At 61.6% G+C, this 25,046-nt stretch carries 21 protein-coding genes; 18 read left to right on the top strand and 3 right to left on the bottom strand.

Annotation, left to right across the window (positions count from 1 at the left end; all coding sequences use genetic code 11):
- Positions 1-17 precede the first annotated feature (17 nt).
- The 10 genes from AC06G8_RS19580 to AC06G8_RS19535 all read left to right on the top strand — a co-directional run bounded on the left by AC06G8_RS19580 (position 18) and on the right by AC06G8_RS19535 (position 13,355).
- Positions 18-917: a phosphoribosylaminoimidazolesuccinocarboxamide synthase gene (locus AC06G8_RS19580; protein WP_480283631.1), complete on the top strand. Its 900-nt coding sequence runs from the start codon at positions 18-20 to the stop codon at positions 915-917.
- A 450-nt stretch (positions 918-1,367) separates the two neighbouring features.
- Positions 1,368-1,613 carry a phosphoribosylformylglycinamidine synthase subunit PurS gene (gene purS, locus AC06G8_RS19575; RefSeq protein WP_174806393.1) on the top strand — a complete coding sequence of 82 codons (246 nt, stop codon included), beginning with the start codon at positions 1,368-1,370 and terminating at the stop codon, positions 1,611-1,613.
- Between the two features lie 4 nt (positions 1,614-1,617).
- Positions 1,618-2,313, top strand: a complete 696-nt coding sequence (gene purQ, locus AC06G8_RS19570; RefSeq protein WP_447664265.1) for a phosphoribosylformylglycinamidine synthase subunit PurQ — start codon at positions 1,618-1,620, stop codon at positions 2,311-2,313.
- On the top strand, positions 2,291-4,534 hold the full coding sequence (gene purL, locus AC06G8_RS19565; RefSeq protein WP_480283630.1) for a phosphoribosylformylglycinamidine synthase subunit PurL: 2,244 nt from the start codon (positions 2,291-2,293) through the stop codon (positions 4,532-4,534). The genes purQ and purL overlap by 23 nt, the downstream gene beginning before the upstream one ends.
- Complete coding sequence (purF, locus tag AC06G8_RS19560) at positions 4,519-6,207, top strand: amidophosphoribosyltransferase (RefSeq protein WP_480283629.1); 1,689 nt, start codon at positions 4,519-4,521, stop codon at positions 6,205-6,207. The genes purL and purF overlap by 16 nt, the downstream gene beginning before the upstream one ends.
- A gap of 1,008 nt (positions 6,208-7,215) precedes the next feature.
- Positions 7,216-8,259 (top strand): phosphoribosylformylglycinamidine cyclo-ligase, encoded by a 1,044-nt coding sequence (gene purM / locus AC06G8_RS19555; RefSeq protein ID WP_480283628.1) that lies wholly within the window; start codon positions 7,216-7,218, stop codon positions 8,257-8,259.
- A complete protein-coding gene (purN, locus tag AC06G8_RS19550; RefSeq protein WP_480283627.1) occupies positions 8,259-8,906 on the top strand; it encodes a phosphoribosylglycinamide formyltransferase in 648 nt (215 codons plus the stop codon). Before purM ends, purN begins: the two co-directional genes overlap by 1 nt.
- A gap of 62 nt (positions 8,907-8,968) precedes the next feature.
- On the top strand, positions 8,969-10,516 hold the full coding sequence (gene purH, locus AC06G8_RS19545; RefSeq protein ID WP_480283626.1) for a bifunctional phosphoribosylaminoimidazolecarboxamide formyltransferase/IMP cyclohydrolase: 1,548 nt from the start codon (positions 8,969-8,971) through the stop codon (positions 10,514-10,516).
- 197 nt (positions 10,517-10,713) lie between these two features.
- Positions 10,714-11,988, top strand: coding sequence for a phosphoribosylamine--glycine ligase (gene purD / locus AC06G8_RS19540; RefSeq protein WP_447664271.1), 1,275 nt, complete (start codon positions 10,714-10,716; stop codon positions 11,986-11,988).
- Between the two features lie 410 nt (positions 11,989-12,398).
- Positions 12,399-13,355 carry an MraY family glycosyltransferase gene (locus AC06G8_RS19535; protein WP_447664272.1) on the top strand — a complete coding sequence of 319 codons (957 nt, stop codon included), beginning with the start codon at positions 12,399-12,401 and terminating at the stop codon, positions 13,353-13,355.
- A gap of 375 nt (positions 13,356-13,730) precedes the next feature.
- Here the strand turns inward: AC06G8_RS19535 and AC06G8_RS19530 are convergent, their stop codons facing one another.
- A complete protein-coding gene (locus AC06G8_RS19530; RefSeq protein ID WP_480283625.1) occupies positions 13,731-14,333 on the bottom strand; it encodes a PadR family transcriptional regulator in 603 nt (200 codons plus the stop codon).
- Positions 14,334-14,525: 192 nt separating this feature from the next.
- Between AC06G8_RS19530 and AC06G8_RS19525 the strand changes: the two genes are divergently transcribed.
- The 5 genes from AC06G8_RS19525 to AC06G8_RS19505 all read left to right on the top strand — a co-directional run bounded on the left by AC06G8_RS19525 (position 14,526) and on the right by AC06G8_RS19505 (position 20,606).
- Positions 14,526-15,581 carry a polysaccharide deacetylase family protein gene (locus AC06G8_RS19525; protein ID WP_480283624.1) on the top strand — a complete coding sequence of 352 codons (1,056 nt, stop codon included), beginning with the start codon at positions 14,526-14,528 and terminating at the stop codon, positions 15,579-15,581.
- Between the two features lie 68 nt (positions 15,582-15,649).
- Positions 15,650-17,140 carry an FG-GAP repeat domain-containing protein gene (locus AC06G8_RS19520; RefSeq protein WP_447664406.1) on the top strand — a complete coding sequence of 497 codons (1,491 nt, stop codon included), beginning with the start codon at positions 15,650-15,652 and terminating at the stop codon, positions 17,138-17,140.
- Positions 17,141-17,194: 54 nt separating this feature from the next.
- Positions 17,195-18,031: a response regulator transcription factor gene (locus AC06G8_RS19515; RefSeq protein ID WP_447664275.1), complete on the top strand. Its 837-nt coding sequence runs from the start codon at positions 17,195-17,197 to the stop codon at positions 18,029-18,031.
- The gene (locus AC06G8_RS19510; protein ID WP_480283623.1) at positions 18,028-19,452 is read left to right on the top strand and encodes a sensor histidine kinase; all 1,425 of its coding nucleotides are present in this window, start codon (positions 18,028-18,030) and stop codon (positions 19,450-19,452) included. Before AC06G8_RS19515 ends, AC06G8_RS19510 begins: the two co-directional genes overlap by 4 nt.
- Before the next feature lie 332 nt (positions 19,453-19,784).
- Positions 19,785-20,606: an alpha/beta hydrolase family protein gene (locus AC06G8_RS19505; RefSeq protein ID WP_447664277.1), complete on the top strand. Its 822-nt coding sequence runs from the start codon at positions 19,785-19,787 to the stop codon at positions 20,604-20,606.
- Positions 20,607-20,840: 234 nt separating this feature from the next.
- On the opposite strand, the gene AC06G8_RS19500 is transcribed toward AC06G8_RS19505, so the two are convergent.
- Complete coding sequence (locus tag AC06G8_RS19500) at positions 20,841-21,197, bottom strand: hypothetical protein (RefSeq protein WP_480283622.1); 357 nt, start codon at positions 21,195-21,197, stop codon at positions 20,841-20,843.
- A 58-nt stretch (positions 21,198-21,255) separates the two neighbouring features.
- On the opposite strand from AC06G8_RS19500, the gene AC06G8_RS19495 reads away from it, so the two are divergent.
- The 3 genes from AC06G8_RS19495 to AC06G8_RS19485 all read left to right on the top strand — a co-directional run bounded on the left by AC06G8_RS19495 (position 21,256) and on the right by AC06G8_RS19485 (position 24,297).
- Positions 21,256-22,368, top strand: a complete 1,113-nt coding sequence (locus AC06G8_RS19495; RefSeq protein ID WP_480283621.1) for a DUF3048 domain-containing protein — start codon at positions 21,256-21,258, stop codon at positions 22,366-22,368.
- Between the two features lie 293 nt (positions 22,369-22,661).
- The gene (locus AC06G8_RS19490; RefSeq protein ID WP_447664280.1) at positions 22,662-23,270 is read left to right on the top strand and encodes a DUF47 domain-containing protein; all 609 of its coding nucleotides are present in this window, start codon (positions 22,662-22,664) and stop codon (positions 23,268-23,270) included.
- 25 nt (positions 23,271-23,295) lie between these two features.
- Complete coding sequence (locus AC06G8_RS19485; protein ID WP_076359190.1) at positions 23,296-24,297, top strand: inorganic phosphate transporter; 1,002 nt, start codon at positions 23,296-23,298, stop codon at positions 24,295-24,297.
- 94 nt (positions 24,298-24,391) lie between these two features.
- Here AC06G8_RS19485 and AC06G8_RS19480 read toward each other — a convergent pair whose 3' ends face one another.
- The gene (locus tag AC06G8_RS19480) at positions 24,392-24,973 is read right to left on the bottom strand and encodes a hypothetical protein (protein WP_447664281.1); all 582 of its coding nucleotides are present in this window, start codon (positions 24,971-24,973) and stop codon (positions 24,392-24,394) included.
- Between the last annotated feature and the right edge of the window lie 73 nt (positions 24,974-25,046).

Genomic DNA, 25,046 nt, shown 5'->3' with positions numbered 1-25,046 from the left:
AGGCAGGGGAGAAAATCATGGCCGCAACGTCCCAAGCGCTGTCCACGGCAGCGGATCTTATCCAGGCGCCGCTGCTCTACAAGGGCAAGGTGCGGGAGCTGTACGATCTTGGCGAGCATTATCTTATCGTCGTGACGGACCGCATCAGCGCGTTTGATTACATGCTTGACCCGGCCGTGCCGGACAAGGGCAATGTGCTGAACCGGCTGAGCGCCTTCTGGTTCGAGCAGACGGCCGGCATCCAGGCGGGCCATGTCGTCCATACAGACGTGGAGCGGCTTGGCGGCATTGTCACCGACAAGGAGGCATTGCGCAACCGCATCATGGTGACCCGCAAGGCTGAGCGCATCGATATCGAATGCGTCGTGCGCGGATACATCACGGGCGGAGGCTGGAAGCAATACCGGCAGAACGGCGAGATCAACGGCATCAAGCTTCCGGAAGGGCTGCGCAAAAACGAACGGTTCCCGGAGCCGATCTTCACTCCCGCCGCCAAAAACGATGTCGGCCATGACGAGGACATCCCGTTCTCCCGGATGGAAGAACTCGTCGGCGCCGATATCGCGGCCCAATTGCGGGACCGCAGCATCCGGCTGTATGAATTTGCCCGCGGATACTGCGCGGAGCGCGGCATCATCCTTGCCGATTGCAAGTTCGAGTTCGGCCTGATCGACGGCGAGATCATCCTGATCGATGAGATCTTCACGCCGGATTCCTCCCGCTTCTGGGCGGAGGACAAGTACGTGCTGGACGCCGACATCGACAGCATGGACAAGCAGATCGTCCGCGACTACCTGCTCGGGACCGACTGGGATCAGGACAGCAAGCCGGCTCCTCTGCCCGAGGCTGTCGTCTCGAAGACGACGGAGCGTTACCGGGAAATCTATCGCCTTCTGACCGGCGCAGAGCTGGTATAGGGCCATTACAGGCAGGCGCAGAATTAGCCGAAGAATTCGTCTAATTGGGCCGTCAGGACGATCCCGGAGCAGAATTAGCCGAAAAAGTCGTCTATTCGGCTGCCAGGACGATCCCGGAGCAAAATTAGCCGAAAATGTCGTCTAATTCGGCCGTCAGGACGATCCCGGAGCAGAATTAGCCGAAAAAGTCGTCTAATTCGGCCGTCAGGACGATCCCGGAGTAGAATTAGCCGAAAATGTCGTCTAATTCGGCCGTCAGGACGATCCCGGAGCAGAATTAGCCGAAAAAGTCGTCTAATTCGGCCGCCAGGACGATCCCCGGTCCAACAGCATCGGAGGATCGGCCCCTTGCGCGCAGCGGATTTCGGACTGTGCAGCTGGCAAGCCAATCTAGCTCTTCATCCTTCTTCATCTACAACGAAATCACATTCCCCCATAAGAGGAGTTGCCATAATGAAAGCAACGGTATACGTGACGATCAAGCAGAACGTGCTGGACCCGCAGGGAACAGCCGTGCAGGGAGCGCTTCACAGCATGGGCTTTGCGGAAGTGGACAAAGTGCGCATCGGCAAATACCTGGAGCTGACACTGGACACCGAAGACCGTGCCGAAGCGGAGCAGCGGGTGCGCGCCATGTGCGAGAAGCTGCTGGCGAACACCGTCGTCGAAGACTATCGCTTCGAGCTGGAGGGCTGAGCCGATGAAGTTTGCGGTCATCGTTTTCCCGGGCTCCAACTGCGACATCGACTGCTACAAGGCCGTTGAAGAAACGATCGGACAGTCCGTCGATTATGTCTGGCACACGGCAACCGACCTCTCGGCTTACGACGCGATTCTCGTGCCGGGCGGCTTCTCATATGGGGATTACCTGCGCTGCGGCGCGATCGCTCGTTTTGCCCCGGTCATGAACGAGGTCGTCAAGGCGGCTGAGGCTGGCAAATACGTGCTCGGCATCTGCAACGGCTTCCAGATTCTGACCGAGGCGGGATTGCTGCCGGGAGCGCTGCTGCGCAACCGGGACCTGAAGTTCCTTTGCCACCAGTCGCCTCTCGAGGTCGTCAACGCGGCGACTCCTTTTACGAACCAATACGCGCAGGGCGAGGTCATCTCGATCCCGATCGCCCACGGCGAAGGCAACTACTACTGCGACGACGAGACGCTTGAGCGCCTCCGGGCGAATAACCAGATCGTCTTCCGCTACGCGAACGGCGGCAATCCGAACGGCTCCGTCTATGACATCGCCGGCGTCTCCAACGAGCGCGGCAACGTCGTCGGCATGATGCCGCATCCGGAGCGCGCGGTAGATCAGATTCTCGGCTCCGAAGACGGCAAGCGGATGTTTACATCGATTTTGAACGCATGGAGGGAACAGCATGACGCAGCAGTTAACAGCTAAGGAACCGACGGCGGAGCAGATTGCCGAGCAGAAGATCTACCAGCAGTTCGGCGTAACCGATCATGAGTATGAGCTTATCTGCGGTTTCATGGGCCGCCTGCCGAACTACACCGAGATCGGCGTATTCAGCGTCATGTGGTCGGAGCACTGCTCCTACAAGAATTCCAAGCCGATTCTGAGGAAGTTCCCGGTGACGGGACCGAAGGTGCTCATGGGTCCGGGCGAAGGCGCGGGCATCGTGGACATCGGGGACAATCAGGCGGTCGTGTTCAAAATCGAATCGCATAACCATCCGTCCGCAGTCGAGCCTTATCAGGGCGCCGCGACCGGCGTCGGCGGCATCATCCGCGACATCTTCTCCATGGGCGCGCGCCCGGTGGCGCTGCTGAACAGCCTTCGCTTCGGCAATCTGGAAAATGACCGTGTCAAATACCTCTTCGAGCATGTCGTCAGCGGCATTGCCGGCTACGGCAACTGCATCGGCATTCCGACCGTCGCGGGCGAGGTGATGTTCGACGAGAGCTACGAGGGCAATCCGCTCGTCAACGCGATGTGCGTCGGCCTCATCGACCATGACAAAATCCAGCGCGGCGTCGCCAAAGGCGTCGGCAACCCGGTGTTCTACGTCGGTCCCGCCACGGGCCGCGACGGCATCCACGGCGCGACCTTCGCTTCCGTCGAATTATCGGAAGAATCCGAAGAGAAGCGCACTGCCGTCCAGGTCGGCGATCCGTTCATGGAGAAGCTCGTCATGGAAGCGACGCTTGAGCTGATCAATTCCGGCATCGTGCTCGGCATCCAGGACATGGGCGCGGCCGGCCTCACCTGCTCCAGCGCCGAGATGGCGTCCAAGGCCGGCAACGGCCTCGAGCTGTACCTCGACGAGGTGCCGCAGCGCGAGGAAGGCATGACGCCCTACGAGATGATGCTGTCCGAGTCGCAGGAGCGCATGCTGTTCGTCGTCACGCCGGAGAACGAAGCTCAGGCGCGTGAAATCTTCGACCGTTGGGGCGTCATCTGCGCCAAGGTCGGCAAGGTGACCGACGACGGCCGCCTGCGCCTGTTCCATCAAGGCGAGGAAGTCGCCGACATGCCGGTCACCGCGCTCGTCGACGAATGCCCGGTGTACGACAAGCCATCCAAGGAGCCGGCCTATTATGCGGCGAACGCAAGCGTAGATACGGCTGCCTATGGCGAAGCCGCCGACCTGAACGCCGCTCTGGAAAAGGTTCTTGCCTCCCCGACGGTTGCAAGCAAGGAATGGGTGTACAAGCAGTACGACCATATGGTCCGCACCAGCACGGCGGTTCCGCCGGGCTCCGACGCGGCGGTCGTGACGATTCCCGGCACGCGCAAGGCGCTGGCGATGACGACTGACTGCAACGGCCGCTACGTCTATCTCGATCCCGAGGTCGGCGGCGCGATCGCGGTCGCCGAAGCGGCGCGCAACATCGTCTGCTCGGGCGCCGAGCCGCTGGCGATCACGGACAACCTGAACTTCGGCAACCCGGAGAAGCCGGAAGTATTCTGGCAGCTGGAGAAATCCGCAGACGGCATGAGCGAAGCCTGCCGCGTGCTGGAGACGCCGGTCATCGGCGGCAACGTCAGCCTGTACAACGAGAACGCCAAGGGCGCCATTTACCCGACGCCGGTCATCGGCATGGTCGGCCTCGTGGAGGATATCAGCCACATTACGACGCAGGAATTCAAGAATGCCGGCGACTCCATCATCCTGCTCGGGGAAACGAAGGCCGAGCTTGGCGGCAGCGAGCTGCAGCATGTGCTGGAAGGCAAGACGGAAGGACGTCCTCCGGGCCTCGATCTCTCTGTGGAGAAGAAGCTGCTCGAAGCCGTCCTGACTGCCATCCGCGGCGGTCTCGTCGCCTCGGCTCACGACCTGTCCGAGGGCGGCCTGGCTGTCGCTCTGGCGGAATCCGCTTTTGGCCGCGGACTCGGCGCCGAAGTGAACGTGGCGACGGACCTTCGTCCGGACCACGCGCTGTTCAGCGAATCGCAGTCGCGCATCCTGCTGAGCGCATCGCAGGACAACAAGGCGGCGCTGCTGGCGCTGCTCGCGGAGCGCGGCGTTCCGCATGCGGAGATCGGCACGGTCGGCGGAGACGAGCTCCTCATCAAGGTGAACGGCAAGCCCGGCGTGCAGGCCCCGGTAGGCGAGCTCCGGAAAGTCTGGAAGGATGCGATTCCATGTCTGATGAAGTAAGCATAGCGGTCCAGCTCGGCTCCCGCTGGGGAGAGGACGTTTCATCCGCCGCTCCCGAGCTGGACGGTGACGGCATCGCGCTGACGGGTTCGGCGCCGGAGCTGCCGGCTCCCGGGGGCTTGCCTATAGGCGGTTCAGGACCCGAGGTTCAGCCTGCCGACACCACAGTACCCGCCCGCCGACTTTCCGGCTCCAAATCCGAGGAGCTCCAAGCTGTGTCCCGCACATGGGAAAATGCCCATTACAATGCGGGCATCGGCCGCGACGACATTTTCGACAAGCTCAAGGAAGAATGCGGCGTATTCGGGGTATTCAATACCCCTGACGCTTCATCTCTGGCCTATTATGGCCTGCATGCGCTGCAGCATCGCGGCGAGGAAAGCTCCGGCGTCTGCACCGTGGACAGCTCGGACGGCAGCTTCGCTTACCATCGCGGCATGGGACTCGTGAAAGAAGTGTTCACGACGGACATCCTGGCCTCGCTGCCGGGCGACCGCGCGATCGGCCATGTCCGTTATTCCACCTCCGGGGGCAGCCAGCTCGGCAATGCTCAGCCTCTGGTATTCAAGTACCGGGGCGGCGACCTCGCCGTGGCGACCAACGGCAACATCGTCAACGCGCCGTCGATCCGCCGCGAGCTGGAGGCGCAGGGCTCGATCTTCCAGACGACGAGCGACACCGAGGTCATCGCGCATCTTATCGCACGCTCGTCCAAGGACTTCGTCGAAGCCGCCAAGGACGCGCTTCAGCGGATCATCGGCGGCTTCGCCTTCCTGATCATGACCAATGATCTGCTGCTCGTCGCCTCCGATCCGAACGGCCTGCGTCCGCTTGTCATGGGCCGTCTTGGCGAGGGCTACGTCTTCGCCTCGGAAACCTGCGCGTTCGAGACGATCGGCGCGACGTACGTCCGCGACGTCCAGCCGGGAGAGCTGCTGATCCTCGACAAGGACGGTCTGCGTGCCGACCGCTTCGAGCAGGAGCAGCGCCGGGCATCCTGCGCGATGGAGTACATCTACTTCGCGCGCCCCGACAGCGACATCAACGAGGTCAACATCCATACCGCCCGCAAGCAGATGGGCCGCCGCCTCGCGGTGGAGGCGTTCGTCGACGCCGACATCGTCACGGGCGTGCCGGATTCCAGCATTTCCGCCGCCATCGGCTATGCGGAGCAGACAGGCATTCCGTATGAGATGGGCCTCATCAAAAACAAATACACCGGCCGCACGTTCATCCAGCCGTCGCAGGAGCTGCGCGAGAAGGGCGTCAAGATGAAGCTGTCCGCCGTCCGCAAAATCGTCGAGGGCAAGCGCGTCGTCATGATCGACGACTCCATCGTTCGCGGCACGACGTCCCTGCGGATCGTCAACATGCTCCGCGAGGCCGGAGCGAAGGAAGTGCATGTGCGGATCAGCTCTCCGCCGTTCGCCAACCCTTGCTATTACGGCATCGACACGCCGGACCGGCGCGAGCTGATCGCCTCGTCGAAGACGGTCGAGGAGATCCGCCAGGCGATCAACGCCGACTCGCTGTATTTCCTCAGCGCCGAGGGCTTGATCGAGGCGGCTTCCGTTCCGGGCGACTCCAAGGGCGGCGGCCTCTGCCTCGCCTGCTTCACGAATGAGTACCCGACTCCGATCGACGAGAGCTCGGACAAGAGCTGCAGCTGCTAGGGGCGTTTTGGTGATTGCCGCTGCGAAAGCAGATGGTTCCTCCGATCGCTGTTGAACCCGGATTCCTCGATTGAAGTTTTAGTCAGGGATGGAATCCGGTTTCAAATGCGAGCGCTGGCGCTTCTCCGGAATCCATCTGCCTTCTCCGCTTTCCCCATCCCAACCGCTCAACCCAATTCCTTCCCTCCAGCCGAGGAAAGAGAGGGGGAAGCCCGGCATCGCAGCTCGCCGGCGCAGCCAAAAGCAGCCGCTCCGCCTTCCGTCGCGGAAGCTTCGCCGGGGTAGCAGCTATGGCCGGCCCACAGGGCTCGCGCGCTCGACATCGCGCGAGTTCAGAGCTGGCGGCTATGGCGGTGTTGCCCCAAAGGCTTCGCGCCGCTCTATATCGCGCGAGTTCCAGAGCTGGGGCTACGGCGGTGCCGCTCGAACAGGCTTCGCGCTGCCGCTGTGGCCGACAAGGCTAAGCCAAGCAGTGCTGAGGACCAGCCGCAGCTGTCCCGGCAGCAAGAACAGCCGCTCGCCGTGCATTCGGCGAGCGGCCGAGAATGAGCCTGGAGCGGTGCTAGACCGCACAGGCAAGCTCTTGCCGGCGGGTTCATCCGCCCGGCCAACCAGGCCCGCCAGCGCAGGGCCTGCAGGTCGGACTTGCCGCCCTTGAGCGCGATTGCGCGAGGGCGGAATCTTCCCTAAATAAGCGTGTTGACGAAGGCATTGCCGCTCGTTGGCGAGCTTTTGGCCTTTCCAACGAGGCAGCGTTGGCATTCAAGATCGGCGCAGCCTGACCGCTCGAATCCGTAGAAGCTTTAGCGTTCGCATTTGAAGACGGATGGCTTCCTTGTAATCGTACATTCAGGCCATCCGGCTTCAACAGCGATCGGAGGATCGAGCGGTCGGGCGGAGCCAGGTTTTGATTTTGCGGTCGGGCGGAGCCAGGTTTTGATTTTGCCGTCGGGCGCAGCAACAGGTTCAGCCAGTCCATGTTTTTCATACCAAAGGAGTGAACGTTCAGTGGCAGAGGCATACAAGCAGGCCGGAGTCGACATCGCGGCGGGCAACGAAGCGGTCGAACGGATGAAGAAGCATGTGAAAAGAACGCTCCGCCCCGAGGTGCTGGGCGGCCTGGGCGGCTTCGGAGGCATGTTCGGCCTCGACAAGGACAAGTATGAGGAGCCGGTGCTCGTCTCCGGCACCGACGGCGTCGGCACGAAGCTGATGCTCGCTTTTGCCATGGACAAGCATGACACGATCGGCATCGACGCCGTCGCCATGTGCGTGAACGACATCATCGTGCAGGGCGCCGAGCCGCTGTTCTTCCTCGACTACCTGGCGACGGGCAAGGTGGAGCCGTCCAAGATCGAGGCGATCGTCGCCGGCATCGCCGAAGGCTGCGTGCAGGCAGGCTGCGCCCTGATCGGGGGCGAGACAGCCGAGATGCCGGGCATGTACACGCCGGAGGAATACGATATCGGCGGCTTCACGGTCGGCGTCGTCGACCGCAAGAAGATCATCGACGGCACGACGATCGCGCCGGGAGACGCCGTCATCGGCCTGGCCTCGAGCGGCATCCACAGCAACGGCTACTCGCTCGTGCGCCGGCTGCTGCTGGAGCAGGCGGGCTACGGCCTGCAGGATGAGCTCCAGGAGCTCGGCGGCAAGAAGCTGGGCGACGTCCTCCTCGAGCCGACGAAAATCTACGTCAAGCCGGCTCTGGAGCTGATCAACCGCGTCGAGGTGAAGGGCATGGCCCATATTACCGGCGGCGGCTTCATCGAGAACATCCCACGCGTGCTGCCGGAAGGCGTGAATGTGGAGATTCAATACGGCAGCTGGCCGATCCAGCCGATTTTCTCGCTCATGCAGGAAAAAGGCGCCATCACGCATCGCGACATGTTCACGACGTTCAACATGGGCATCGGCCTCGTCGTCGTCGTGCCTGCCGATCAGGCAGAGGCGGCCGTCGCCGCGGCGAACGAGCTGGGCGAGCGGGCTTTCCGCATCGGCACGGTCACGGAGGGCAGCCGCATCGTCACGTTCCGCGGAGCCGACGTCTAATGGCGCCATTGCGCATAGCGGTTTTCGCCTCTGGCGAGGGCAGCAACTTCGCGGCGCTGGCCGCGGCCGCATCCGGCGGCCGTCTGGCCGGCGCGTCGGTGGAGCTGCTTGTCTGCGACAGGCCGTCGGCCCCCGTCGTCGCCAAGGCGCAGGCGGCAGGCATCGACGCCTGGACCTTTGCCCCCAAGGATTATGCTTCCCGCGAACAATATGAGAGCGAGATTTTGGCCGAGCTGCGGCAGCGAGGCGTCGGCCTCGTCGTGCTGGCGGGTTACATGCGTATTTTGACGCCGCTGCTTGTCGAAGCATTTGAAGGCAAAATCATCAACATCCATCCGTCGCTGCTGCCGGCATTTCCGGGCATGCATGCGATCCGCCAGGCGCTGGAGCACGGCTCCAAGGTGACGGGAGTCACCGTGCATTTCGTCGACGGAGGACTCGACAGCGGTCCGATCATCGCCCAGCGCGCGATCGAGATCGGCGAGGACGAGACGGAGGCTTCCCTCGCGGAGCGCATGCATGCGGCGGAAAACGTCCTTTATCCTTGGGTCGTGAGGCAGTTCGCCGCAGGCCTCATCACGCTGGAGGGCCGCCGGGTCCGGCTTCCGGACAGCATCGTGCCGGAGAACGATTCGGAGGATAAATAGTCAGCGACATTTAATCCGCCATTATGAAATTCATTTAATACAACCGATCAGGAGGGGACAAATTGGCTATCCGCAGGGCGTTAATCAGCGTATCGGACAAGACCGGCATCGTCGAATTTGCCCGCGAGCTTGCGGCTCAGGGCGTACAGATCATTTCCACAGGGGGCACCCACAGCCTCCTCGAAAAGGAAGGCGTCCCGGTCATCGGCATCTCCGACGTGACGGGCTTCCCGGAAATCATGGACGGACGCGTCAAGACGCTCCATCCCGCCGTTCACAGCGGCCTGCTTGCCGTGCGCGACAATGAGGAGCACCGCAAGGCGATCCAGGAGCTCGGGCTGGATTACATCGATCTCGTCGTCGTGAACCTGTATCCGTTCGCCGCTACGATCGCGAAGCCGGATGTCACCTATGAGGATGCGATCGAGAACATCGACATCGGCGGTCCGACCATGCTCCGCTCCGCGGCCAAAAACCATGCCTTCGTCACCGTCGTCGTGGATGCCGCCGATTACGCTTCTGTGCTGGAGGAAATCAAGGCGGACGGCGACACGACGCTGGATACCCGCAAGCGCCTCGCGGCCAAGGTGTTCCGCCATACCGGCGCTTACGACGCCCTGATCGGCGACTACCTCTCCAAGCTCGGCGGCGAGCCGCTGCCGGAGCGCTATACGGTCACCTACGAGAAGGTGCAGGATCTCCGCTACGGCGAAAATCCGCATCAGCGCGCGGCCTTCTACCGGAAGCCTCTGGCCGAGGAAGGCAACGTCACGACGGCCGAGCAGATCCACGGCAAGGAGCTCAGCTACAACAACATCAACGACGCGAATGCGGCGCTCGCCATCGTCAAGGAATTCGATGAGCCGGCGGTCGTAGCGATCAAGCATATGAATCCTTGCGGCGTCGGCGTCGGAGCCGATATCCATCAGGCGTATCAAAAAGCCTATGCGGCCGACCCGACCTCGATCTTCGGCGGCATCGTCGCAGCGAACCGGATCATCGGCGCCGATACGGCGGCGCTGCTGTCGGAAATCTTCCTGGAGATCGTCCTGGCGCCGGACTTCACGCCGGAAGCGCTGGAAATCCTCTCCCGCAAGAAAAACATCCGCCTGCTGAAAACCGGCGAGCTTCCGGCTGCTTCACAGCGCAAGAGCGATTGGGTCGTCACAAGCGTGGCCGGCGGCATGGTCGTGCAGGAGAGCGACGTGCACAGCATCGCGGAAGCTGATCTCAAGGTCGTGACCGACCGCCAGCCGACCGAGGAAGAGCTGAAGCAGCTTCTCTTCGGCTGGAAGGTCGTCAAGCATGTGAAGTCCAACGCCATTCTGCTGGCCAAGGATGACATGACGGTCGGCGTCGGCGCCGGCCAGATGAACCGCGTCGGCGCGGCTCGCATCGCCGTGGAGCAAGCCGGCGGGCAGGCGAAGGGAGCGGTGCTTGCATCCGACGCTTTCTTCCCGATGGGCGACACCGTCGAGCTGGCCGCTGCTGCCGGCATTACGGCGATCATCCAGCCTGGCGGCTCCATCAAGGACGAAGAGTCCATCAAGGCGGCCAACGAGCACGGCATTGCGATGGTCTTCACCGGCGTCCGCCATTTCAAGCACTGAGGACAGCTTCAGCAAATAAGGCCTTCCGACGGCTGCTGGCAGGCGCCTTGCGCTGAACGACGGAACGACATCGAGAGGCGCTAAAAGGCGCCTCTCGTTTTGTCCATCGCCGGTTATGACGATGTCATTCTAGTTCCGGTTCGCCGGGATCAGGAAGGCGGAAGGATCGACCTATATCATCTACAGGGGGCATGAATATGCGTATTCTGATCATCGGCGGCGGCGGCCGCGAGCATGCCATCGCATGGTCGCTCGCGAAGAGCGCCAAAGTGGAGAAGCTGTACTGCGCGCCGGGCAACGCGGGCATCGCGGAAGTCGCCGAGTGCGTGCCGATCGCGGCCGACAAGTTCGCGGAGCTGGCTGATTTCGCCAAGGAGGCGGCCATCGACCTGGTGTTCGTCGGTCCCGACGATCCGCTTGCCGCTGGCATCGTAGACGTATTCGAGGCGGCAGGCATTCCGGCGTTCGGTCCGGACAAAAAAGCCGCTGAAATCGAAGGCAGCAAAATTTTCATGAAGAACCTGCTGCGAAAATACAACATTCCAACCGCCCGTTATGAATCGTTCACGGACTTCGAGCAGGCTCTCGCCTACTTGCGGCTGCAGCCGCTTCCGGTTGTCGTGAAGGCGGACGGCCTCGCCGCGGGCAAAGGCGTGACTGTGGCCGCGACGCTGGAGGAAGCGGAGGAAGCGCTCCGGGGCATGATGCTGGGCGGCGTGTTCGGCGCCTCCGGCAGCCAGGTCGTCATCGAGGAGTTCATGACCGGACAGGAGATGAGCATCCTTGCCTTCGTAGACGGAGAGACCGTGCGGGCGATGGTGCCGGCTCAGGACCACAAGCCGATCTTTGACGGCGATCTCGGTCCCAATACGGGCGGGATGGGCACTTATTCACCGCTGCCGCATGTGGATCCGGCTCTTGTCGAGGAGGCTCTTCGTACCATCATCGAGCCGACGGCCCGGGCGATGGTCAGCGAAGGCCGCCGGTTCCGCGGCGTCCTGTTCGCCGGTCTCATGCTGACGCCCGAGGGAGTCAAGACGGTGGAGTTCAACGCGCGCATGGGCGATCCCGAAACCCAGGTCGTGCTGCCTAGGCTGCAGACGGATCTGCTCGATATCGTGCTCGCCGCCATGGACGGCACTCTGGACCAGATCGAGATATCATGGAGCGACGAGGCGGCCGTATGCGTCATTGCCGCATCGGAGGGTTATCCCGGCTCGTATCCGAAGGGCCGCGCCATCTCCGGCCTTGAGGAGGCCAAAGCCGCCGGCGCGCTCGTCTTCCACGCCGGTACGGCGCTGCAGGACGGCGAGATCGTCACGAGCGGCGGCCGCGTGCTCGGCATCGTCGGCCGCGGCCGCGATATCGCGGAAGCCCGCTCCCGGGCCTACGAGGCGGCAGCTGTCGTTTCCTTCGAGGGCATGCAGCTCCGCTCCGACATCGCGATGAAGGCGCTGCAAGCCGACAGATAGGCTGAAACCGCGGCTGCCGAGCAAAAGGCGAGGATGCCGCGTCAAGCAACACCGTGAAAGCCCCTTTCTTCCGGACCTTCCGGAAGAAAGGGGCTTTTTTGTCATGGCCTTGCTTTGGAAGTCTCCGTCTGGCCGTTTAATGAAGCGTTCATCTGACGTTCATCTGGCGTTCATGCACGCCGGTTACAGTGGGCAATGAGCCTGTTTGCGGAAGGATTCTCTTTCATGGCGTCAGCCTCCGGAGCCTTGCAGGCTCTTCTTATCCGCTCCAGCCGGGACGGCGTTTCCTCTGCCTGTCTCGAAAGGTGTCGAAGCAGGTCCGTTAAGAAGAGCTGCCGGGAGATGTTGTCGTTGACAATGCCATTTTTACCCAGATAAAATCGAATGGACAACCTGGAAGGGAGTGGGTTATGAGTTACGTGATCGCTTTTCTGCTATCGTTCATCATTGTCGTCGCCTTGATTCCGCCGCTGCGCAGAGCCGCCCTGCGAATCGGCTTTGTGGATAAGCCTCGTGCGGACAGCGAGCGCAAAATACATCGGGAGCCGATTCCACTGACGGCCGGAATTGCGATCTTCGCCGGATTCACCGCCGTCTACTTGATTTTTGTCCGCGATACGTGGACGCAGTCGCTTGCCATTCTCGGGGGAGGGCTGCTCATTCTGCTGATCGGTCTCGTGGACGACTGGTACAAGACGCATGGCAGGGAGTTCCCGGCGCTGCCCAAGATGGCGGTCCAGCTGTCCGCAGCTGTGCTCGTCTATGCCTCTGGCATCGTATTCGCGGGCTTCGAAAATCCGTTCACCGGCTCCTACGTCTCGCTGCCGGAGTGGCTCTCGTTCCTTTTCACGGTTCTCTGGATATTCGGCGTGACCACGGTCATCAACTTCTCGGACGGCATGGACGGCCTTGCCGGCGGACTGTCCGCGATCTCGGCGGGCACGCTGCTCGTCGTCGCGCTGGTCATGGGCCAGCAGGGCTCCGCCATGATGGCCGTCATCACCGTCGGCATCTCGGCCGGTTATCTCGTTTTCAACCGCCCCCCGGCCAAGGTGTTCATGGGAGATGCCGGTGCGACCTATCTTGGCTTCATGCTTGGCGTCATCGCGCTTGACGGCGCGTTCAAGCAAGCGACGCTGCTGTCGCTGTTCATCCCGATCCTGTCGCTCGGCGTGCCGATTCTCGACAACCTGCGCGTCGTCATCTCCCGCATCCGCAGCGGAGTGCCGTTCTACAAGGCGGACGCGTCCCAGGTGCATTACCGGCTGCTTGCCTCCGGAATGAAGCCGGTTCAAGTCGTGTCCTTTCTTTACCTTTTGAACATCTGCTTCGGACTGTTCTCCATCGTCCTGCTGCTTGCCCAGTGAGGGAGCTCCCAGCAAGGATAGTGGAAGAGAGCTTCCATTCAATCGACTGAAGCTTGGTGCTAATGAGAACGTCTTGTCCAACAGACCACAGTTTCGTTCCTATCAGAAAGGTTTGTCCAGCAGACCACAGTTTCGTTCCGATCAGAAAGGTTTGTCCAGCAGACCACAGTTTCGTTCCGCTCAGAACGCCTTGTCTCCAAGAGACCCAAGCTTGATCCAACAAGAAAGTCGGGTCCAACAGGCCAGAGCCTCGGTTCAATCGAAAAGAGCTTCGTTCCATTCGGGAACGAAGCTCTTTTTCTATACCGGCAAGCCGCGTGCAAAGACACCATTCCAGCCCATAGCTGCCGTATCAGGCAGGCGCCTTCGCAGCAATCAATCCTCCAGCGGGTCCAGCGGCGAGCCGATCTCCCCGAGGCGTCCGGCGGCGGCGTCCGCATGCAGCCTGCGCAGCCAGCGCAGCTCCGTCAGAGCATGCTCGTGCATGCCGGACATCATGTGCAGGGCAGCCCGCGGCACATCGGATATGTGCTCCTCGTACACAGCCTCCCAGTGGCGGACGACCTCTTCCTGCTCCCGGATGCGGCTCTCCAGACTGGAGACGAGCTCATGGGGATCGATGAAGCGGGCGAACCCGAGCGCCCCGAGCATAGGATGGTAGATCGGGCCGATTTCATTCATCCGGGCCAAGAACAGCTCATGGAACAGGATTTTGCCCGGCTCGGTGATCCGATAGACCGTCTTCTCCTGGCCGCGCGGATTCAGGACGGTGCGGGCCGGCTCGATGTCATGGCTGGCCGCCAGCTGGTCGACCGCATAGTAGAGCGAGCCCATCTGGACCTTCGTATGCTGGTCGATTCTGCGCTCGAGCATCGTCGTATAGATTTCGTAAGGATGCCGGTCTTTCTCCATGAGCATGCCGAGGATGATGAGCCGCAGCGGATTGGAACGGGCGGATGATTTGTTCAGGACCGCCACCCCCTTTACAGAAATGTCTGAATCGAATGATATAGACATATTGTACCACAGACCGTGTCGAATATCGGGGACGGCTGTCGGGCCGTGTTACCGGATTGTAACTCCTCCTGGAGCCGGATCCCTTACGATGGTCTCATCCAATCATGTGGGGAGAAGTTGCGCGAAATGAAAGAACGAAGGAAAAACGACATCATGACACGACTGACGTTCAGGCATTCGGAAGAAATCAACGCGGGAGCGGCGTTCAAGAAGCAGTCCCGCCATCTTACCGCAACAGGAAGGGGAAGATCGCAGGGGGCTTGGATCGGCCGGAGGCTGCTGCTGCTGCCGCTGGCCGCGGCTTTGGCGGCAGCCGGAGGCTGTTCCGCGGGCGATCTGGCAGACCGCGTATCGGCCGGAGGATTTCCGGCGGATCCCATTCCGTCCGTCTCGCCGGGGACGGATGCATCCCTTGTTTCGCCCATGCCGGCCGGAAGCCCGGATCCGTCCGCGCCTCCGGCTTCTCCGAGCTCGAGCCCAAGGCCGGCTGCCAGCCCAAGCCCCAAGCCGCATGTGAACGCTGCGCCAGCCCCTGGCAGCAACGTGGCCGACAGCGTCTACGGCCAAGGAAAGACGTCGCTTGCCGGCCTGGCCAAACCGAATGACGGAAGGCAGCATACGGCGAAGGTCGCGAAGGGAACGCGCGCGGTTGCCCTGACGTTCGACGACGGGCCGGACGGCCGCACGACACCGGCCATTCTCGATATATTGAAGAAAAATGACATCAAGGCGACCTTTTTCGTCGTCGGCACGCAGGTCAAGCAGTATCCCGACGTCGTCGCCCGCATCGTCAAGGAAGGCCATGCCCTAGGCAATCATACCTATCATCATGCCGATCTGGCTAAAACAGGCAGGACAAAGATCCTGCAAGAAATCGCGTATAATGATACACTTATCGAAAGGGCAACCGGAATCATTCCGAGCCTGTTCCGCCCTCCATACGGCTCGACATCGCCGCAGCTGAAGCAGATCTTGCGGGACAGCAGCCGGAGCATGGAGCTCTGGAACGTCGATACGCGGGACTGGGCCGGCACATCCGTCGCTACCATGCGGGCCAATGTGGATCGCAATGTGAAGCCCGGAAGCGTCATTCTCATGCACTCTTTCGGCAGCAAGCTGCATACGGCCGAGCTGCTTCCGCTGATCATAAAGGATTTGAAGAACAAAGGCTACGTGTTCGTCACGGTCGACGAGCTGCCTGAAGCCTGATTTCCGCCGCCATGCGGGGATCGCTGTGTGGGCAGAATCGGCACGAAGGAGGAGCAGGCGACTTGACCATGCGCTTTAAATACAATCGGCGGGAGGCGGGCACTGCCCGCCGTCCGTCCTTGAAACGCCGCACGGCCTGCCTGGCCGCAGCGGCTTGCCTTGTGCTGCTGGCAGGCTGCCGTTATACGGCTGCGCCCGCCGACCTGCTCACGGCGCCGGAGGCGGCCCAGCCGTCCGGCAAGCTGACGCAGGAAGTCCGTGCTTTGCTGCCTCCGGGAAGCTCGCTCGCCCTGCCGCAGCGGGAGAAGCAGCCGGAAGCCATACGCACGCTGGATCTCGACGGAGACGGCAAGCCCGAGGCGCTTGTCTCCTATACAGACAGCTACGGAGGCTGCCAGCTCATGATCGCCAAGGAGGAGGCTTCCGGCTGGAAGAAGTGGGCTACCATCCGCTCTGCGGCCAGCACCAGCCTGGACTGGCTGTCCATCGTCGATCTCGACGGCGACAAGCGGCCAGAGCTCGTGGCGGGCTGGGCGGTCAGCGTGCCCGGCGATTCGACGTCGGGGCAGCAATATATGCTGCAGGTCTACTCGTTCCTGAATCCGCAATTCGAGGAAGGGGACAGCGGACTCGTTCTGAAGCCGCTCGCCGAGCTAGCCTACGAGACGGCTGAGACCGGCGATGTGGACGGCGACGGCTTGCCCGAGATTTCCCTCGTGAACCGGAACAAAAAAGGGACTCTCCCTACGCTTCGCGTATACCGCTTGGCCGAAGGCCGCTTGACGGAAGCGGCATCCCTTCCGCTGTATCCCGACGTGAACCTGTACGACAGGCTTGCCGCGGGCAAAGTGTCCAAGGAGCGGTACGGCCTCATCGCTGAAGCAAGCGTCGGAGCGCATTCCTCCATGAGCGCCATGTTCATGTGGAATGAAGGAGCCCTCGAGCAGGTATACCCGCCGTACGGCAATCCCGACCTCGGCTTCAGTCCGAGCGGCGTCATGAACGGAGACATCAACGGAGACGGCATTCTCGAATGGAGCCGCCTCACGGAAGCGGCCGGACAGAAGCAGGACACCCCTCATGCCGACATGCTGTTCTACACGGAGTGGATGCAGTGGAACGGCCTGCTGCCCGGCGAAGAGAAGTATGATCCGAGGGAGCCGTTCGCGCCGGTGTCGATCGAGTACAACAGCTATCAACATGGGCTGTCGCTGCAGATTCCGTCGCGCTGGCGAGGCCAGTTCACGCTGACACGTCCCGACGATATCGCGAACGGCATCATTACCGTCAATTATTACAACGCCAAGTCGGGCCGTATCGCCCCGCTCTGGACGATCTGCGCCGTTCCGGTCAAGGAATGGGACGGCTGGTCGGCCGCTCTCGGCGCTCCGCGCAAAAAAGTCGTCAACCTCCGTACGGCGGGGGGATTCGTCTACGCCGCCGTGCAGGAGCCCGATCCCGACGGCAAGTGGCCGGAGGCGGAGCTGAACCAGTACCGCTCCATGCGGCTGACCGACGAGCAGCTTGCTTCTTCGGTCAGGCTGCTCCCGGAAAATTAGCGATGTCATGGAACGAATGGATCCCATTTCAAGCGGAAAGGAGGAGAGGGAAGCTTGAGAATCTTGCTGGTGGAAGATGAAGAGGCCATCCGCGGCTTCGTCCGCATCAACCTGAAGCGCAGCGGCATGGAGATGCTGGAGGCCGGCAGCGGAGAAGAGGCGCTGGAGCTGGTGCTGTCGCAAGGAGCGGTCGATATCGCGCTGCTTGATGTCATGCTGCCGGGCATGAGCGGATTCGACGTCTGCGCCTCGCTGAGGGAAGCTTATCCGGCGATGGGCATCATCATGCTGACGGCCAAGGCGCAGGAAGAGGACAAGATCCGCGGCCTGGAGCTTGGCGCGGACGACTATATGCACAAGCCGTTCAGCCCCGGCGAGCTGATGGCGAGAATCCATTCCCTCTCCCGCCGGCTGCGTCTGTCCGCTCCCGCGGCGGGCAGCCCGGCGCCGGCGCCCGGAGATGCCGATCCTTCCTTGCGGCCGGCAGGCCAGGCTGCGGCGGACCTGGTTTCCAGCGGCGCTCAAGAAGCGGCCTCTCTCTCCCGGGGGCAGGCGGCTGCATCCTTCGAGCCGGAAGCGGCCGACATGCTCGCCGCCGGTCCGTTCCGCTTGTCTGAGCGGCTCCACAAGCTGTGGAAGGACGGACGCGAGATCGTGCTGACGCCGACCGAATGGACGCTCGTCAAGCTGCTCATGGAGAGATGCGGCCAGAGCGTCTCGCGGGACGAGATCCTCAGCGAGGTGTGGGGACGTTATTACGTTGGGGATCTGAAGGTCGTCGACGTCAACATCCGCCGCATCCGCCAGAAAATCGAGAGCAATCCTTCCGAGCCGGCGATCATCGAGACGGTGTGGGGCTACGGCTACCGCTGGAAGCGAGGCGAAGCATGAAAAGCCTCAGAACCCAGATGGTGCTCAGCTATTTCCTGCTCATCTTCCTCGTCGTGCTCGTGCTTGGCGGCATGTTCATGACGCTTATCTGGAACTATTACTACGGCAGCGCCTCCAGCGCGATGAAGCAGCGCGTGGAGTCCTCGATGACGCTGCACGCCCGTTCCATGCAGTGGATGACGCCGAACGAGCGGGCGGATTACATGCTCCAGAACATGACCGAGGGCTACCCCCGCATCCAGATGCTGCAGGCCGACGGACGCATGTTCATGGATTCGGACGGCATCTCCGACAACCGGACGATCCGCACGCCCGATGTCGTGCATGCGGCGGCGGGAGATACGACGGCCTGGTACGGCAAGGACGACGCAACCGGAGAGCGGATCGCCGCAGCCTCCTCGCCGCTCTACCGGGACGGCCGGATCGTGGCCATCATCCGTTACTCCGCCTCGCTGAAGGAAGTCGACGCGATGGTCGCTCGTCTGTTCCAGATGACCGCATTGACGGCTGCCGCCATCGTCGCTCTCTTCCTGCTGCTCAGCGTCTTGATGGCCAACCTGATCGTGCGGCCGCTCCGGGAGCTGACCCGCAGAGCCCGCCGCATGGCGGATGGCGACTGGTCGCTCGGCATCTCCGGCAGCGGCAAGCGCAATGAGATCGGCCAGCTGTCGGACACGCTCCATACGCTGGCTGTCGAGCTCAACAAGCGGGAGAAGCTGAAGAACGACTTCATTTCCTCCGTATCCCATGAGCTCCGAACGCCGCTCACCTCGATCAAGGGCTGGAGCGAGACGCTCGCCGATCCTCATACGGATAGGGAAGAGCTGCGCGAAGGACTGTCCATCATCTCCCGCGAGACGGAGCGGCTGACGGGGCTGGTCGAGGATCTGCTCGATTTCTCCAAGCTGAGCTCCAAGAGCATGGATCTCCATGAAGAAGAGTTCGACCTCAATCTGCCCGTGCGCGAATGCGTCCAGCAGCTTGCGGTGCGGCAGGAGGAGACCGGCGTGCGCCTGATCAGCCTGCTGGAGCCGCAGCCGCTGTATGTCGCCGGCGATCCGAACCGGCTGCGCCAGGTGATGATCAACCTGATCGACAACGCCTTCAAATTCACCCCTCATGGCGGAACGATCCGCGTCATGTCCTCCCGCGAAGGCGACGAGGCGGTGCTGCGCGTCGAGGATACCGGCGTCGGCATCGAGCCGGAGGACCTGCCGCATGTGACCGACAAGTTCTACAAGGCAGGCTCATCCCGTTCGGGAAGCGGCCTGGGCTTGGCCATCTGCCAGGAAATCGCCGAGCTGCACGGCGGACGGCTGCTGCTCCGGAGCGAGCCGGGATCCGGCACCTCCGCCGAGCTCATTCTGCCTCTGCTGCCGGCCCGTGCCGGAGCCGAGAGGCAGGAAGCTCATTCTTTGTAGAAGAGCAACTTGCGGTTGACGAATACGTACCCGACTGCCACGAGCAGCGCTGCGGCCAGGAATGCGGCCAGCCAGTGGCGTCCGATCCAATCGATGAGCTGTTCCATGTGGATTTCTCTCCTGTCTCTTGATCATATCGTTACGTCATATAGGGTTGCACCGGCCAAGCCGTTCCATTCGGAGCGGCTTTTTTGCTGCGGTTCGGGCATCAGCCTCCTTCCATTGACAGACGGCGGAGGGAGATGCTAAGCTGATTTCAGATAATACTTACTAATTCGGTCGGAATTATGAGGATGAATGAATCGGACCCCGATAGAGAGGATGAAGCGCATATGGAAAAACAGCTGACTTTGCGTCATGACGGACTGGAGCTGACAGCTACCTTGCATTACCCTGCCGGAGGAGGAGCGGAGCGGGAGGAGCGCAAGCCCGCCGTCCTGATCTGCCACGGATTCGTCGGCAGCCGGATCGGCGTGGACCGGCTGTTCGTCAAGACGGCCCGCCAGCTTGCGGCGCAGGGCTCCTATGTGCTGCGCTTCGATTACGGCGGCTGCGGGGAGAGCGGCGGCAGCTACGGCTCGCTCGGCTTCGATTCCATGGTGGAGCAGACGCGCACCGCGCTCGATTACATCCTCTCGATGGACTGCGTCGATCCGCAGCGGATCACCCTGCTGGGCCACAGTCTCGGCGGAGCGGTCGCCCTGCATACGGCGGTCAAGGACAAAAGGGTGACGAGGCTGGTCATGTGGTCCTCCGTCGGCTATCCGTTCAACGACATCGTCCGCATCGTCGGACGCGGAGGCTATGACGAAGCCGTGCTCAAGGGATCAACGGATTATGCGGGCTACACGCTCGAGCCGGTGTTCTTCGACTCGCTGCAGCAGCATCAGCCGTTCCAGGCGGCGTCCCGCTTCGGCGGCGACGTGCTGCTCGTGCACGGCACGAGCGACGATGTCATTCCGGCCGACTACAGCTTCCTGTACCAGAAGGTTTTCTGGACCCGCGGCGACGGGCTGTGCGACAAGGAAATCATTTTCCAGGCGGACCATACCTACTCGACCCGCGCCCATCAGGAGGAGGCGATCCGGCTGACGGCCGACTGGCTGGAGAAGCTGGAGGGCCGCCGGCAGGAGTGGCAGCACTGGAGCATCTGAACCGCCGGCATCGCTTCAAGGAAATGATCTTGCAGGCGCATCGAAGGTTTCGGCAGCGGCCGTCTGCATGCGGGCTCATAACGGCGCGGCATCATTCATAGCGGCTTGTATTTCCCGGATGTCTGCAGATCCACGCCAACTTCCACATCGAAGGAATCCTCCTTCAGCATAAACTCCTTGCCATCCCGGGTCAGCTGCTTCCAGCGTCCGGGATGTTTGAGGTACAGGATCTCCTCAAGGCCGAAACGATCGGCCTCGATCGTCAGCGCGTTCCGGTATACAGAGGCTGACGCGGGCGTGGAACCTCTTCATGTTGGGATTCATCCAGGTCCAGCTCTCCAGCTGCTCCTCGGTCAGCATCCCGGCGAATTTTTCCTCCGCGAGCATCTGGACATACACGGTGCAGTCCTTGCTCTCCTCGTCATCGTCGATGCCGACGGCTTTGACGAACATCAGGTCGGCGGAAATCTCGCTCTTGAAGCAGCCTGCTGTCAGCACAAGCAGAAACAGAACAGCGGCATGATGGCAATTGGTAGTATGATCCGCTTCTTCCTCCTCTATCCGAAGGCCGCGGGAGACAAGCTGCGGCAAGTATGCTTAAATGGACATAACTGCCAACCTATGGATATTGGAGGAGGAACATCTGGATATGCACATGGAACTGCGGACCCCGGGCTTGCCCCGTCCCAGGCATCTCAAGACGGCGGCAGCGCTGCTGCTGGCCGCCGGCTTGCTGCTCGGCGGATGCGGCTCTCCCGCCTCGGTGCAGCCGACTGCGGCGCCGACATCGGCGCCTGCCCCGGAGAGCCCGTCGCCGGAGCCGAGCCCTTCCGCTCCGGCGGAGCAGGCCGGGCCGGCCGCGCCGCTGACGGGGCTGCCGCTGGCGGACGGAGCCGCCCTGACGGCAAGGCCGTACACGGTCATGGTCAACAACTTCTCCGCGGCGCGCCCTCAGAGCGGGCTGACCCATGCGGACATGCTGTGGGAGGTGCTCGCCGAAGGCGGAATCACAAGGCTGATCGCCGTCTTCCAGAGCGACACCGTCTACAAGGGAGCCATCGGCCCGGTCCGCAGCATCCGGCCGTATCTGATCGAGATCGGAGAGTCTTTCCACGGCGTCCTCACTCATGCGGGCGCGAGCACGGACGCCTACGACATCCTGCAGCATCAGGGCAAGCCGTATCTCGACGAGATTTCCAATGCGGGCGGCTACTACTGGCGGGACAAGACGCGCAAGGCGCCGCACAACCTGTACACCGATCTGGAGAAGATCACGAAGATCGCCGACCGCAAGGGCTATCTGAAGTCGGCGGGAGGGCCTTCCTACACCTTCTCTCCGAACGCTTCGGTCGATGCCGCCTCTCCTGCGGCCACCCATGTGGAGCTGAGGTTCCAGCTGCAGAATTACAAGGTGTCGTATGAGTACGATTCCGGCTCTGACGTGTACAAGCGCTTCATCGACGGCAAGCCGCATGAGGACCGGGAGAGCAAGGAGCAGCTCGCCGCCGGCAATCTGGTCGTCATCGGCGCCAAGCACCGGGCGTACGACGATTATGGGCGGCTGGAGGTCGGACTGAAGGATGGAGGGCCGGCGCTGCTCATCCAGCGCGGGCAAGTCATGGAGGCGCAGTGGAAGCGGGGCGCGGACGGCTCGTTCCGCCTCGAGAAGGACGGGAGGGAGCTGAACTTCGTGCCGGGCAAAACGTTCTGGCATGTCATGCCCCTCGATCCTTCGCTTGAGGGCCATGTCACGTACAGCTGATTACATTCGAGTTAGGAGCCGGGACGGCAGCATCTCCCGTTTCATCTGGACGCCGGAGCGGATATACCCGCCCGGCGTTCTTCGTTATTCCTTTTTCGGCATAGGAGCGGAAGAAAGGGGAAGACTGGGAACAGGCGAAAAAGGTCGAATATTGTCGAAAAAACGACAATTTTGTGTCAGACGGCTTGTTTTCGTTTACAAATTCTTTACAAGATGCGGAGCAACTGTGATAAGATTAGTTCGGCCCAAATTGGGCAAGCTGCATCATTTTCCTGAAAGCAAAGGGGACGAACATGGCCAAGAAGAATATTTTCTTCAAGACGCTGGAAGAGATGGCGGACACGATTGTCGAATGCGTGGAATATTTTGCCCGCGGTGTCGAGGATTTGACGAATGTCGGCGAGTTTGCCAAGGTGATGAAAGATTATGAGAGCCAGTGCGACCGCTATACACATACGATCATTACGGAGCTGAACAAGACGTTCATTACGCCGATCGAGCGCGAGGACATCATGGCGCTGACGACGGCTCTCGACGATGTCGTGGACGAGATCGAGGCTTGCTCTTCCCGCTTCGAGATGTACCAGGTTACCGACCATGACGAATACATTCGCCTGTTCGCTGACAATCTGGTCCGCAACTCGCATCAAGTCAAGAAAGCGATCTACCTGCTGTCCCAGAAAAAGCTGCTTGCCATCCGCGAGCCGAATATCGCCATCAACGAGCTGGAGAACCAGGCCGACGATCTGCTGCGCGTCTGCATCAAGGCGCTCTTTACGAACGTCAAGGACCCGATCGAGCTCATCAAGCGCAAGGAACTGTATGAAATGCTGGAACAGACGACCGATTACTTCGAGGACGTCGCCAACACGCTTGAAACCATTATCATGCGTAACAGTTAATAGGATAGGGGACTAACCGCAGCCCATGGATACAACATTTGTCGTCATGATAGCGGTGGTGTTTCTGGCGCTGGCATTCGATTTCATCAACGGATTCCACGACACGGCCAACGCCATCGCCACCTCGGTCTCGACCCGGGCGCTCAAGCCGCGCGTAGCCATCATCATGGCCGCCGTCATGAACTTCGTCGGCGCGCTCAGCTTCACCGGCGTCGCCAAGACGATCGGCGGCAGCGTCGCCGACCCGGCCACGCTCGCCCACGGCGAGCAGATCGTCATCGCGGCGCTGCTCGGCGCCATCATCTGGAATCTGGTCACCTGGTGGTTCGGCATCCCGTCGTCCTCCTCCCATGCGCTGATCGGCGGCCTTGCCGGCGCAGTCATCGCGGCGGACGGCTTCGGAGCCATCAACGCAGGCGGCTTCACGAACATCATCAAGGGCCTGATCTTCTCGCCGTTCATCGCCTTCGCGATCGGCTTCACGCTCATGTGGATCCTGAAGCTGATCTTCGCCAACGGCAACCCGCATCAGCTCAACAAAGGCTTCCGCACCGGCCAGATCATCACGGCTGCATTCCAGTCGTATACGCACGGCACCAACGACGCGCAGAAGGCGATGGGCATCATCACCTTCGCGCTCGTGGCCGCAGGCATCCAGGACCACCTGGAGGTTCCGTTGTGGGTCAAGCTGTCCGCAGCGACGGCCATGGCGCTCGGCACATCGGTCGGCGGCTGGAAGATCATCAAGACGATGGGCACCAAGATCTTCAAGATCGAGCCGATCAACGGCTTCGCGGCCGATCTTGGCTCTGCCGCCGTCATCTTCACCGCGACGCTGATCCACTTCCCGGTCAGCACGACGCATGTCATCACGTCGTCCCTGCTCGGCGTCGGGAGCGCGAAGCGCTTCGCCAACGTCAAGTGGAGCATGGCGGGACGCATCGTCATCTCGTGGATCATCACAATTCCGATCGCGATGGGCCTGTCCGCCTTGATGTACAAGATCATCGAATGGATCTTCCTATAGGCGCATTGGACGGCTCATGTTCATCTTGCAAGGCAAGCAGCCCGTCCGGACCGCTTCATGCGGCCGGGCGGGCTGTCTTTTGCGCCTGAACAAGTTATTCATCAAACTTCGTTATGCGCCCTTTCCGGCGCCGGCGGTTGCGGCTGCGCGAACCTTTGGCGGAGCCTCCTTTGCGTTTGCGGGAACCGGACGGACGGCGTTTCTTGTTCTTTCTTCTTTTCTTCGAAGGTTTCCAGTCGTCGTCTTCCAGATTCACCAGCTTGGATTTGTCAGAGCCTTTCTTGCCGAACGATCCCATCATGACCTTCATCAGCGGAGCCATCTGCTGGAAGCTGCCGATGATCTTCTGGGCTTTGGTCATCGTGCCGAGAATGCCGTCAAGGCCGCCGATCCGGTCTACGAAGCCCTTGATATCCGACAGCTTGTCGAGCGAGAACAGGCCGCCCTTGGCTGCGGGAGCAGCCGCTTCCAGCGTGGCCAGCGGTCCGATCGACGTAGCGGGACCGGACGGCATCAAGGAAGGGGACGAAGACGGCATCGGAGCGAAGAGCGACTGCTGGGGCATATGCTGAAAAGGAAACGAATTGCCGAGGCCTGGAAAAATGCCTCCCTGAGAAGGCGGTCCGGAGGCAGGTGTGTTGCGCTGGCCGGATGGAGGGTAATGATTCGGGTTCACTTGCAATCACATCCTTGGTATAAGGCGGATTTATTCCGCTTTTGTTACAGTGTATGGAATAGGCGGGCGGAAG

The sequence above is a fragment of the Paenibacillus sp. SJS-P3 genome (genome assembly GCF_056711585.1).
The sequence above is the reverse complement of the archived record's forward strand: the minus strand, read 5'-3'. Positions and strand labels throughout refer to the sequence as shown.